8 protein-coding genes are annotated in these 12,018 nt (G+C 73.2%); 1 reads left to right on the top strand and 7 read right to left on the bottom strand.

What is annotated here, in order from left to right; translation table 11 throughout:
• Positions 1-9 precede the first annotated feature (9 nt).
• The 7 genes from AB0398_RS24370 to AB0398_RS24340 all read right to left on the bottom strand — a co-directional run bounded on the left by AB0398_RS24370 (position 10) and on the right by AB0398_RS24340 (position 10,512).
• The gene (locus AB0398_RS24370; RefSeq protein WP_366377805.1) at positions 10-1,092 is read right to left on the bottom strand and encodes a Zn-dependent alcohol dehydrogenase; all 1,083 of its coding nucleotides are present in this window, start codon (positions 1,090-1,092) and stop codon (positions 10-12) included.
• A gap of 61 nt (positions 1,093-1,153) precedes the next feature.
• Positions 1,154-2,545, bottom strand: a complete 1,392-nt coding sequence (locus tag AB0398_RS24365; RefSeq protein ID WP_366377734.1) for an aldehyde dehydrogenase family protein — start codon at positions 2,543-2,545, stop codon at positions 1,154-1,156.
• Positions 2,546-2,946: 401 nt separating this feature from the next.
• A complete protein-coding gene (locus AB0398_RS24360; RefSeq protein ID WP_366377804.1) occupies positions 2,947-3,531 on the bottom strand; it encodes a class F sortase in 585 nt (194 codons plus the stop codon).
• A 373-nt stretch (positions 3,532-3,904) separates the two neighbouring features.
• Positions 3,905-4,603, bottom strand: coding sequence for a hypothetical protein (locus AB0398_RS24355; protein ID WP_366377733.1), 699 nt, complete (start codon positions 4,601-4,603; stop codon positions 3,905-3,907).
• Positions 4,604-4,839: 236 nt separating this feature from the next.
• The gene (locus AB0398_RS24350; protein WP_366377732.1) at positions 4,840-6,279 is read right to left on the bottom strand and encodes a citrate:proton symporter; all 1,440 of its coding nucleotides are present in this window, start codon (positions 6,277-6,279) and stop codon (positions 4,840-4,842) included.
• Between the two features lie 304 nt (positions 6,280-6,583).
• A complete protein-coding gene (locus AB0398_RS24345; RefSeq protein WP_366377731.1) occupies positions 6,584-8,785 on the bottom strand; it encodes a molybdopterin-dependent oxidoreductase in 2,202 nt (733 codons plus the stop codon).
• Between the two features lie 158 nt (positions 8,786-8,943).
• Positions 8,944-10,512, bottom strand: a complete 1,569-nt coding sequence (locus tag AB0398_RS24340; protein WP_366377730.1) for an NAD(P)/FAD-dependent oxidoreductase — start codon at positions 10,510-10,512, stop codon at positions 8,944-8,946.
• A gap of 255 nt (positions 10,513-10,767) precedes the next feature.
• On the opposite strand from AB0398_RS24340, the gene AB0398_RS24335 reads away from it, so the two are divergent.
• Complete coding sequence (locus AB0398_RS24335) at positions 10,768-11,988, top strand: PucR family transcriptional regulator (protein ID WP_366377729.1); 1,221 nt, start codon at positions 10,768-10,770, stop codon at positions 11,986-11,988.
• Positions 11,989-12,018: the final 30 nt, after the last annotated feature.

The following is a 12,018-nucleotide window of genomic DNA, read 5'->3' as shown; positions in this document are numbered from 1 at the left end:
GTACGGGCCTCAGGGGAAGACGACCAGGGCCCGGCCGCCCTTGCCCGCGAGCATGTTGTCGAAGGCGCCGGGGATGCCGTCCAGGGTGATCCGCTCGGTGACGAGGGAGCCGAGGTCGAAGCGGCCGGCCCTGATGTGCCCGGCGAGGACCGGCAGGTCCTCGGCCGGGTTCGAGTTGCCGTAGACGCAGCCGGCCAGGGTGCGGCCCCAGTGGAAGATCTCCAGGGCGTTGAAGGTGACCTGCTGGTCCTTGCCGCCGATGCCGACGACCGTGGTCCGGCCGCCGCGCCGGGTGGACTCCCAGGCGGTGCGGATGGTGACGGCGCGGCCCACGCACTCCACGGCCACGTCGACGCCCTGTCCGCCGGTCAGCCTCCTGATGTCCTTCGCGGTGGTCTCGGAGGCGACGACGTACTCGGTGGCCCCGGCCGCCCTCGCGAGGGCTTCCTTCTCCGGGGAGACGTCCACGGCGACGATCGTCGACGCGCCCGCGATCCGGGCGGCCTGGAGCGCGGCGAGGCCCACGCCGCCGACGCCGTACACCGCGACGGTCTCGCCCTCCCGGACCCGGGCGGAGTGGTGGACCGCGCCCCAGCCGGTGAGCACGGCGCAGCCGAGCAGGGCGGCGTCGGCGAGCGGGACGCCGTCGGGCACGGGCAGGACGCAGCGGGCGGCGACGACCGTCTCCTCGGCGAAGGCGGCGACGTTGAGGCCGGGGTGCAGCTCGGTGCCGTCCTGGGTGCGGGCGTGGAGGTTGCCCGCGCCGGTCAGGGCGTCGGCGCAGAGCCAGACCTCGCCGAGCGAGCAGGGGTGGCAGGTGCCGCAGGACGGCGCCCAGTTGAGGACGACCTCGTCGCCGGGGGCGACGTGCGTGACGCCCTCGCCGACGGAGACGACGGTGCCGGAGCCCTCGTGGCCGAGGACGGCCGGGACCGGCACGCGCATGGTGCCGTTGGAGAGGGAGAGGTCGGAGTGGCACACGCCGGCGGCGGCGAGGCGGACCCGGACCTGGCCGGGGCCGGGCTCCGGGAGCTCGATGTCGGTGATCTCCAGCGGAGCGCCGACGGCGGGCAGGACGGCGGCGCGGATCAGGCTCACGTGCGGTGCTCCTCGGGGCTCGGGACTCGGGGTCGTGTCCGGGAAGGGCACGGGCTCAGAACTGCAGGGACTTGGTCTGGAGGTACTCGGCGAGGCCGTGCGCGCCCAGCTCCCGGCCGACGCCGGACTGCTTGTAACCGCCGAAGGGAGCCAGCGGGTTGAAGCGGCCGCCGTTGATGTCGACCTGGCCGGTGTCCATGCGGCGGGCGAAGGCGACGGCCTCCTCGGGGTCGCCCCAGACGGCTCCGGCGAGGCCGTAGACGGTGCCGTTGGCGATGGCGAGGGCCTCCGCCTCGTCCTCGTACCTCAGGAGCGAGACGACCGGCCCGAAGATCTCCTCCTGGGCGATGGTCATGTCCGGGGTGACGTCGGCGAAGACGGTCGGGGAGACGTAGTAGCCGGTCTCGCGCGGGGCCTCGGGGCCGCCGGCGACGAGCCGGGCGCCCTCCTCGACCCCCTTCTCGATGTAGCCGCGGACGCGCTCCCGCTGCTTGGCGTTGACCAGCGGGCCGACGCGCTCGCCGGGGACGTACTTGGCGACGGCCTCGGCGGCGAGCGCCACCGCCTCCTCGTACCGGTCGGCAGGGACCAGCATGCGGGTCCAGGCGCTGCACGTCTGGCCGGAGTTGGACATGACGTTGGCGACGCCGACGGCGACGGCCTTGGGGAGGTCGGCGCTCGGCAGGATCACGTTGGCGGACTTGCCGCCGAGTTCGAGGGCGACCCGCTTGACCGCGCCGCCCGCGAGGGCGCCGATGCGGCGGCCGACGGCGGTGGAGCCGGTGAAGGAGACGAGGTCGACGTCCGGGTGCTCGGCGAGCGCCTGACCGGCGACCGGACCGAGGCCGGTGACCAGGTTGAAGACGCCGGCGGGCAGGCCCGCCTCGTGGACGGCCTCGGCGAAGAGCTGCGCGGTGAGCGGGGTGTCCTCGGCGGGCTTGAGGACGGTGGTGCAGCCGGCGGCGAGGGCCGGGGCGACCTTGGCGACGATCTGGTGGAGCGGGTAGTTCCAGGGAGTGATCGCGGCGACGACGCCGACCGGCTCGGCGTAGACGGTGGAGTTGCCGACCTTCTCCTCGAAGGGGTGGGTGGCGGCGAGTTCGGCGTACGTGCCGGCGACGGCGATCGGCAGCCCGGCGTGGACGGCGGCGGCGAACTGCGGCGGGGCGCCGAGCTCGGCGGTGACGGTGGCGGCGATCTCCTCCGCGCGGGCGGCGAGCGCGTCGCGCAGGGCGGCGATGCGGGCTGAGCGCTCGGCGGGCGGGGTGGCGGCCCAGCCGGGCAGCGCGGCGCGGGCGGCGCGCACGGCGGCGTCGACGTCCTCGGCGGTGCCGGCCGGGACGTGGCCGATGACCTGCTCGTCCGCCGGGTTGACCACCGCGATGGTGTCCGTGGAGGAGGCGGGACGCCATTCCCCGCCGATGTACATCGCGTCGTGCGCCTTCATCCGCTGTCTCCTCACGTTACCGACGGGTTCGTCGCCCACCCAAACTAGCGCCGTTAGTTTTCCGGCGCCAGGGTGGCGGGACGTGCCCCGGGTCTCAGTCCCGGACCGGTCCGGTGCCCGCACGGGATTTCCGGTACGGAGCCGATCGTGCCGTCCCGGACCGGGCGCCGTCCACGGCGGAACCGGACAGGCGCGGAGCACCGGAACCGGGCCGCTCCGCCTTGCCGCCGGGGCGCGGCCCGGACACGCCGCCGCGCCCGGCGGGGCGCACACCGGTCGGCGTGGCCCGCCGGACGCGGCGGGAGGGGGTCGACGGAGCGGCTGGGATCCGTCGACCGGATGTTCGGGGTGCTTCGGCGTGTCGGTACCTCAGTGTGCTGGTACTCGGCGCCCCGGGAGCGTCAGATCTTCTGCGCGATGTCGGTGAGGTGGGCGAAGACGACGATGTTCGCCTCGTAACCCGTCTTGCGGTCGAAGGCTCCGCCACAGGTGAGCAGTCGCAGTTCGGGCCGCCCGGTGGCGCCGTACACCTCCTCGTCGGGGAAGTCGTCCTTGGCATACGTCTTGATGCGGTCGACCGTGAAGACGGCCACCTTGCCGTCGGCGCGGGCGACCCGGACGGTGTTGCCCGGGTTGAGGACGCCGAGGTTGAGGAAGACCGCGGGTCCCGTGAGGGTGTCGCGGTGACCGACGACGACGGCGGTCCCGCGCTCGCCCGGCGTGGGCCCCTTGGCGTACCAGCCGACGATGCTGGGGTTGTCGACCGGCGGGGCGGCGAGCTGTCCCTTCCGGTCGAGGTGCAGGTCGGTCACGGGGGCCTCGATGGTGATGGCCGGGACGGCGACGGCGGTGGGGCGCGAGCGGGGAAGCGGCGCGAGCGCTCCCTGGGACGCGCCCCTCGGCCGGGGCACGGCCTTCGGGGAGGGCGCGCTCTTAGAGCTCTTCGGGCTCTTCGGGCCCGTCGGGCTCGCCTGGTTCTTCGGGATCGCCGGACTCGCTTGATTCGCCTGGCTCGTCGGGCTCGTCGGGCTCGTCGGGCTCTTCGGGCTCTTCGGGGAGGGCACCGCCTGCGCAGGAGGCGCGGCCTTCGGGGAGGGGGCGCTCGCCGGTGGGGGCGCGCTCTCCGGCGGGGCCTCGGGTTTCGCCTGGCGGTCCAGGGCGGCCGGAGCGCCGGCCGCCGCGACCGCTCCCGCCGCCTCCGCGCCCGCCGCCCCGGCTCCGTCGGAAGCGGCGGCGAGGGGCGGGGCGGCGGGTTCCTCGTCGCCCGCCCACCAGAAGCCTCCGACCACCAGGACCACGACCAGCGTCACGGTCCTGGCGAGCCGGAACAGGCGCCGTCGCCTGCGCGTGATGCGGGACCTACGCGGCGCCATCGTTGCGGCGGCGCGAGCGGCGGAACATGACCAGTCCGGCCGTGCCGGCGAGACCGGCGGCGACGGCCGCCCCGACGCCGAAGGTGGAGGACTCCTCGGCCGCGGCGAGCTGCACGCCGCCGCCGCCCGCGCCCACCGGGCCCTGCGGGGGCCGGCCCTGGCCGTTGTTGGACCAGTTGCTGTCGCCGTTGTTGTTGCCGGCGTTGTCGTTGTTGGACCAGTTGTTGCCGGAGCCGTTGTTCGGGCCGTTGTTCGGGCGTCCGCCCGGGCCGTTGCCGTGGCAGTCGACCGTGAAGATCTTCTGCTTGCCGGTGGGGGTGGCGCCCGGGAAGGTCCAGGTGACCCGGTACTGGCCCTCGGGCAGCGTCAGCGGGTTGGTGTGGCCCATCCCGGTGTTCAGCGCGACGCGGCCGCTGAGGGTGGGGACCTCGGGCCGGGGCGGCTGCGGGGTGATCTCCCAGCTGACCTCCTGGAGGATGTCGAAGTTGAAGGCCGCGAGGTAGAACCTGCAGACCCTCGCCTCGTCGTTCAGGTCGCCGTAGGGGGTGCCGACCTTGTGGACCTTGATGTCGCCGTTGTCGCCGGGGGCGGCGAACGCGGCCGGGGCGCCTGCGAGGGCGAGACCGCCGAAGGCGGCCGTGGCCGCGAGGGTGGCGGCGAGGGGGCGGACAGCACGAACGGGCATGCGAGCTCCTCCAGGAAAGGACATGTCGGGCGTTTCAGCCGATAATCCGACTATCAGTCATCAGATGACTGCGGAGGGTGGCGACATGCTCGTGTCGATCTCCGAGTCGCCCGTCCGGCGCAGAGCCCACCGAACCCGCCCGGAACCGGGCGGGTTCGGGGACCGGGGACTCCGGAGACCGGGCACTTCGGAGGCTGGACGCCACGGAGACCAGGGCACTTCGCAGACCGGGCGCCTCAGACGATCCCGAAGAGGACCGCCGCCGCCAGCACGACCAGCGAGGTCAGCGCGGCCCACTTCACCGTGAACCTGGTGTGGTCGCCGAACTCCACCTTCGCCATGCCCACGAGCACGTACACCGCCGGCACCAGCGGGCTCGACATGTGCAGGGCCTGGCCGACGATCGAGGCGCGGGCGATCTCCAGGGGCGAGACGCCGTGGGCCGCGCCCGCCTCCGCGAGGACCGGAAGCACGCCGAAGTAGAAGCCGTCGTTCGACATGAAGTAGGTGAGCGGGAGGCTCAGCACACCGGTGACCAGGCCCATGTGCGGCCCCATGCCCTCGGGGATCGCGCCGACGAGCCAGTCCGCCATGTGCTTGACCATGCCCGTACCGGTGAGGACGCCGGTGAAGACGGCGGCGGCGAAGACCATGCCGGAGACGTTGAGGACGTTGTCGGCGTGGGCCGCGATGCGGGCCTTCTGCTCGCCCATGTCCGGGTAGTTGACGGTGAGCGCGAGGGCGGCGCCGAGGAGGAACAGCACCGGGATCGGCAGCAGTTCGAGGATCATCGCGGTGAGCAGCGCGACCGTCAGACCGGCGTTGAACCAGTACAGCCGGGGCCGGAGCGTGGGCCGGTCGGGGTCGAGCCCCTGGAACCCGTCACCGCCCTCGGCACCGACCCCGGCTTCAGCACCCTTGCCCTCCCCCTCACCGGCAGCGACACCACTACCGACAGCCGTACGGGCGGCCGCGCCCTTGCCGCCACCGCGAGCGGTACCGCCACCGGCCGCGACCAGCACGGTGTCGCTCTCCGGCACCAGGGCCTCGTCGAGCGTGAGGTAGCCGATGCGCCTGCGCTCGCGGCGGCCGAGGACGTACGCGAGGGCGAAGACGAAGAGCAGGCCCACGCCGAGCGCGGGGATCATCGGCACGAAGATGTCGGCGGCGTCCAGTTTCAGGGCCGTCGCGGCACGGGCGGTGGGGCCGCCCCAGGGCAGGGTGTTCATGACGCCGTTGGCGGTGGCGGCGACGCCCGTCATGACGACCAGGCTCATCCCGAGCCGCTTGTAGAGCGGGTACATCGCCGAGACGGTGATCATGAACGTGGTGGAACCGTCGCCGTCCAGGGAGACGATCGCGGCGAGCACCGCCGTGCCCACGACGATCCGCACGGGGTCGGCCTTGCAGAAGCGCAGGATGCCCCGGACGATCGGGTCGAAGAGGCCGACGTCGATCATGACGCCGAAATAGACGATCGCGAACATCAGCATCGCGGCCGTCGGCGCCAGGTTGCCGACGCCGTCGATGACGTAGTCACCGAGCCGGGCGCCCTCCCCCACCGCGACGCAGAAGAGCGCGGGGATCAGCACGAGCGCCGCGATCGGCGACATCTTCTTCGTCATGATCAGGACCAGGAAGGTCGCGATCATGGCGAAGCCGAGGACGGTCAGCATGGAGGACACCTCACGTTCACCCTTGAACTGCCGCCGAGCGGCGGTCCGGACGACCGTAGGTGCCCCCTTCCGCCGTTAACAAGGTGTTGACGCGTGAGCAATACGAGCAAAACCCCAGGTCAATACGGGGGTGCAGCTCGGGGGCACGGCAGGGCAGGGCGCCGGGGCACGGCAGGACGGAGCTCCGGACCCCGACGGAGCGGAACTCCGGATCCCGACGGAGCGGAGTTCCGGATCCCGACGGAGCGGAGTTCCGGGGCACGACCGGGAGGCGCTCCGGATCACAGCGGAGCGGCGCTCCGGATCATGGCAGGGGCGACACCTCGACGGGGAAGCCGTTGAGCACGGCGGTGCCGGAGAGGGGGTCGATCCGCGACCCGTCGAGGAGCTGGTTGACGTTGACTCCGGGGCGGACGGACGCCACGGCGAGCCGGGTGCCCGCCCGGTCGTGACCCCAGCCGTGCGGGAGGCTCACCACGCCCGGCCGCACCCCGTCGGTGATCTCAACCGGCACTTCAAGCTCGCCGCCCTCCCCCTTGACCCGGGCGAGCCCGCCGTCGGTCAACCGCAGCCGGTCCGCGTCCCGGGGGTGCACCTGGAGCGTGCACCGGTTCGAACCGCCGCCGAGCGCGGGCGTGTTGTGCAGCCAGCTGTTGTTCGAGCGCAGGTGCCTGCGCCCGACGAGCCGGAGGGCGTCCGGGTCGGGTACGGCGTCGAGCGCGGCGCGCAGCCGGGGCAGGTCGGCGGCGAGCGGCGCGGGCAGGAGCTCGATCCGTCCGCTGCGGGTCTTGAGGAGCTGGGGCAGGCGGGGCTTGAGCGGGCCGAGGTCGATGCCGTGCGGGTGCGCCTTCAGCTCGTCGAGGGTGAGCCCGTACGGGCCGAGCCGCAGCATCAGGTCGAGTCGCCGCTCGGCTCCGGTGTCCCCGGTGAGCCGGGCCGCGAACTCCTCGGGGTCGGCGCCGTACGCCGGCGAGTGCTCCTGCGCCACGGCCTTGGCGAGGGTGGTGCGGACGGCGAGGTCGTCCACGGCCGAGGGCGGTGCGCCGTGCATGCCCGAAACCGCGAGGATCAGCCGGGCGTGGATCTCGCACTCGTCCATCCGGCCCGCTTCGAGGGGAACGGCCGCCGGGGTGTGGCGGACCTGGTCGCGGACGGCGAACCCGTTGAAGGCGAAGTCGAAGTGGGCGCTCTGCGAGGGCGGGGGCGGGGGCAGCAGGACGTCGGCGTGGCGGGTGGTCTCGTTGAGGTACGGGTCGACGGCGACCATGAGGTCGAGGGAGCCGAGGGCCGCGTCGAGGCGGTCTCCGTCGGGGGCGGACAGGACGGGGTTGGCGGCGATGGTGACGAGGGCGCGGACCCGCCCCTCCCCCGGGGTCTCGATCTCCTCGGCGAGCGCGACCAGCGGCAGCTCCCCCTTGACCTCGGGATGGTGCGAGACCCGGCTGTGCCGGCGGCCGAGGGCGAAACCCCTGCCGGGTCCCGCGGGGCGCGGGGCGGGCGCGGTGGCGGAGAGCGGGAACAGCGCGCCGCCCGGCCGGTCGAGGTTGCCGGTGAGGATGTTGAGGACGTCGACCAGCCAGTTGCCGAGGGTGCCGTACGCCACGGTGGAGCTGCCCATCCGCCCGTAGACGGCGGCGGTGGGCGCGGCGGCGAGCTCCCGGGCGAGGGCGCGGACGGTGGCGGCGTCCACGTCGCAGGCGGCGGCGACCGCCTCGGGGCTGAACTCCCGTACCGCAGCCCGTACCTCCTCGACGCCCTCGACGTGGGCGGCGAGCGGTCCGAGGTCGGTGAGGTCCTCCGCGAAGAGGGTGTGGACGAGGGCGGCGAGGAGCAGCGCGTCGGCGCCGGGGCGGATCGCGACGTGCCGGTCGGCGAGGCGCGCGGTGCGGGTGCGCCGGGGGTCGACGACGGTGAGGGTGCCGCCGCGCTTGCGGAGCGCCTTGAGCCTGCCGGGGAAGTCGGGGGCGGTGCACAGGCTGCCGTTGGAGTCCAGGGGGTTGGCGCCGAGCACGAGCAGGTGGTCGGTGCGGTCCAGGTCCGGCACGGGGACGGCGAGGGGGTCCCCGAAGAGCAGGCCGCTGGACACGTGCTTGGGCATCTGGTCGAGCGTGGACGCCGTGAAGAGGTTCCGGGTGCGCAGCGCGCCGACGAGCAGGGGCGGGTAGAGGGCTCCGGCGATCGTGTGCACATTGGGGTTGCCCAGGACGATACCCACGGCGTCCGGCCCGTACTCCTCGACGATCGGACGGATTCGGGCGGCGATCGTGTCGAACGCCTCGGCCCAGTCGACCTCCCTGAGTTCGCCGTCCTTCCGGACCATGGGGCGGCGGAGCCGGTCCGGGTCGGCGTCGACCTCGGGGAACGCGGCGCCCTTGGGGCAGACGAACCCCCGGCTGAAGACGTCATCACGGTCGCCGCGCGCCCCGGTGACCCTGGCCCCTTCGAGCGTCAGGGTCAGTCCGCAGGTCGCTTCGCAGAGGGGGCAGATGCGCAGGGCGGTGGACATGGCGTCTCCCTGGGGCGTCGGGTGGCGCCGAGCATACCGACCGGTAGGGAGGGAGGGGAGGGATGTGCCCGCACCGCTCCCCTCCTTCGCCGGAAGACCGCCGTCCCCCTCGCCGGAAAGCCGCCGTCCCCTTTGGCGGAAAGCCGCCGTCTCCCGCGTCAGGAAGTCGTCGCCTCGCGCGTCAGGAGGCCGTCGCGGCGCGGGAAGCCGTCGTCGTCGCGGGCGGCCGTCATCGTGGCGCAGGCGGCCCCGGACCGGCTGAAGTGCAGCTCCGGGTCGACGACGCTGTCGGAACGGAGCAGTTTGACGTCCGAGTGGTAGTCCATCGAGGTCAGCCACGGCATCCGGTTGCCCTGGCGGGGCAGTCGATCGACCGCGCGCCGGATGTAGCCGGCGTCGAAGTCGAGGAACGGCCGGGTCGGCATCTCAGGATCGGCCGGCTCGGGCCGGCAGACGTCGTGGCCGGAGGCGTCCATGTGGGCGAGGAGCCGGCAGAAGTGCTCGCACAGCAGGCCGACCTTCAGCGTCCAGGAGCTGTTGGTGTAGCCGATGGAGAAGGCCAGGTTGGGCACCCCGGAGAGCATCATGCCCTTGTAGGCGATGGTGTCGGCGAGGCGGATCTCCTCGCCGTCGACGGTGACCTCGACGCCGCCGAACGCCTGCACGTTCAGGCCGGTCGCGGTGACGACGACGTCGGCCTCGATTTCGCGGCCGGACTCCAGCCGTATCCCGTTCTCGGTGAAGGTGGCGATCCGGTCGGTGACGACCGAGGCCTTCCCGGCGCGGAGGGCCTTGAAAAGGTCCCCGTCGGGCACGGCGCACAGGCGCTGGTCCCAGGGGTCGTACGGCGGGTTGAAGTGCTCGTCGACCGGGTAGCCCTCGGGCAGCTGCCTGGCATTGACCCACCGGATGAACTTGCGCGCGGCCTTCGGGTACCGCCGGCAGAAGGCCCAGACGAAGCGCTGCTGGGCGATGTTCTTGCGCCGGGTCAGCGCGTAGCCCCGCTCCTGCCCGAGGTACTTCTTCAGGGCGTTGGCGACCACGTCCTTCTTCGACACCGGCATGATGTACGACGGGGTCCGCTGGAGCATCATCACGTGCGCGGCGGTGTCAGCCATGGCGGGCAGCAGCGTGACCGCGGTGGCACCGCTGCCGATCACCAGCACCCGCTTGCCGGTGTGGTCGAGGTCCTCGGGCCAGTGCTGCGGGTGCACGATCGTGCCGCGGAAGCGCTCGCGGCCCTCGAAGTGCGGCGTGAACCCCTGGTCGTAGCGGTAGTAGCCGCCCGCGCAGAACAGCCAGGAGCAGGTCAGCGTCGTCCGCTCGCCGGTGTCGGCACGCTCGACGTGCACCGTCCACCGCGCCCGGTCACTCGACCAGGAGGCGGAGAGCACCTTGTGGTGGTAGCGGATGTGGGCGTCGAGGGCGTTCTCGGTCGCGGTCTCGCGCAGGTACGACAGGATCCGAGGCGCGGCCGCGATGGACTCCTCGTCCCGCCACGGCTTGAACTCGTAGCCGAAGGTGTGCAGGTCGGAGTCGGACCGGATACCCGGATAGCGGAACAGGTCCCAGGTGCCGCCGGAGGCGGCCCGTGCCTCCAGGATCGCGAAGGTCTTCGACGGCAGTCCGGTCTTCAGGTAGCGGCCGGCCCCGATGCCGGAGATGCCGGCGCCGATGATCAGGACGTCGAGGTGCTCGGCGGTGGGCCGGGCTGAGGGAACGGACATGGGTGACGGCTCCAGACGACGAGACAGCGGGAGGACGGGACGGCGGAGCGACAGGATGGCAGGACGGCAGGACGGCAGGACGGCAGGACGGCAGGACGGCAGGACGATGGGAGAGAACGGAGCGGCGGGACAGGGGGACAAGGGTGCGACGACGTGCGGTTCGACCATGGTGGGGCGTGGACGACCGGGCGGCCAAGCACGATGTGTACCGGAAGGGCACCCGTACGGTGCGATGTGCACCACTACAGTCGCCGTATGCCGCCGTGGAAACCGCCGTCGCCCCGCGTCCGGGAGCTGATCCGCCGGGGCGCCGAGATCGCGCTCGACCTCAGGCCGGAGTGGCTCGCCGAACTCGACGCGGCCACGCTGTCCAGCCAGGCACAGCAGGCGGTCGCCGCCGACCCGGTGCTCGCCGCCGGGATGCGCCGGACCAACCGGTCCAACCTGCTGTTCTGGGCGGCCTCCAACGTGCGCGCGCCGGGCGAGCCCGTGCCCGCGAACGAGGGGGAAGCCCCGCTGGCCATCGCCCGCGACCTCGTGCGGCGCGGCCTCGACGAGACCGCGCTCGACGCCTACCGGGTCGGCCAGGGCGTCGCCGTCCGCGTGTGGACGCAGATCGCCTGCTCGCTCACCGACGACACCGAGGACCTGCGCGAACTGCTCGACGTGTCGCTGCGGTCCATCTCCGCCTTCGTCGACGGCACCGTCACCGCCATCGCCGCACGCATGCACGTGGAGCGCGGCGAGCTCACCCGCGGCACCCACGCCGAACGCCGCGAGGTCGTGGCCCTGCTGCTGGACGGCGCACCGATCACCCGGCAGCGCGCCCAGGCGCGGCTGGGCTACGCCCTGGACCCGACGCACACCGCCGCGGTCGTCTGGACCGACGATCCCGACGCCGACCTGCACCGGCTCGACCGCGCCGCGGACGCCCTCGCCGCCGCGGCGGACGGGGCACCGCCGCTGAGCGTCATCGCGGGCGCCGCGACCCGCTGGGTGTGGGTCCACGGCCGGCCCGACACGGACCGGATCCTGGGCGCCCTGGACGGACTGCCGGCGGTACGCGTCGCGCTCGGCTCGGCCGCACCCGGCGTCGACGGCTTCCGCCGCGGCCACCTCGACGCGCTCACCACCCAGCGGATGCTGGCCAGGCTCTCGTCCACCCGGCGCCTGACCTCGTACGACGAGGTCGAACTCGTCGCGCTCCTCACCCAGGACCCCGAGCACGCCGACCGCTTCGTCACGCGCGTCCTCGGCGACCTGGCGGCGGCGCCGGCCGAGATCACCGAGGCGGTACGCGTCTTCACCGCCGAACAGTGCAACGCCTCCCGGGCGGCCGCCCGCCTCTTCGTCCACCGCAACACCCTGCTCCGGCGGCTCGCCCGCGCCGACCGGCTGCTGCCGCTCCCGCTCGCGTCCCGCCCGCTCGACGTGGCGGCCGCCCTCGAAGTCCTCCGCTGGCGCGAACGCGACTGACCCGGGACCGCGGCTCCTAAAAAAGTCCTA

The sequence above is a fragment of the Streptomyces sp. NPDC086147 genome (assembly GCF_040702165.1).
GTDB lineage: Bacteria > Actinomycetota > Actinomycetes > Streptomycetales > Streptomycetaceae > Streptomyces.
This window is presented reverse-complemented; position numbering and strand designations above follow the sequence as displayed.

Bases quoted from the DNA above. Each gene is read 5' to 3' on its own strand.
- AB0398_RS24340 (WP_366377730.1), bottom strand. From the start codon at position 10,512: ATGTCCGTTCCCTCAGCCCGGCCCACCGCCGAGCACCTCGACGTCCTG.
- AB0398_RS24335 (WP_366377729.1), top strand. From the start codon at position 10,768: ATGCCGCCGTGGAAACCGCCGTCGCCCCGCGTCCGGGAGCTGATCCGC.
- AB0398_RS24350 (WP_366377732.1), bottom strand. From the start codon at position 6,279: ATGCTGACCGTCCTCGGCTTCGCCATGATCGCGACCTTCCTGGTCCTG.
- AB0398_RS24345 (WP_366377731.1), bottom strand. From the start codon at position 8,785: ATGTCCACCGCCCTGCGCATCTGCCCCCTCTGCGAAGCGACCTGCGGA.
- AB0398_RS24365 (WP_366377734.1), bottom strand. From the start codon at position 2,545: ATGAAGGCGCACGACGCGATGTACATCGGCGGGGAATGGCGTCCCGCC.
- AB0398_RS24355 (WP_366377733.1), bottom strand. From the start codon at position 4,603: ATGCCCGTTCGTGCTGTCCGCCCCCTCGCCGCCACCCTCGCGGCCACG.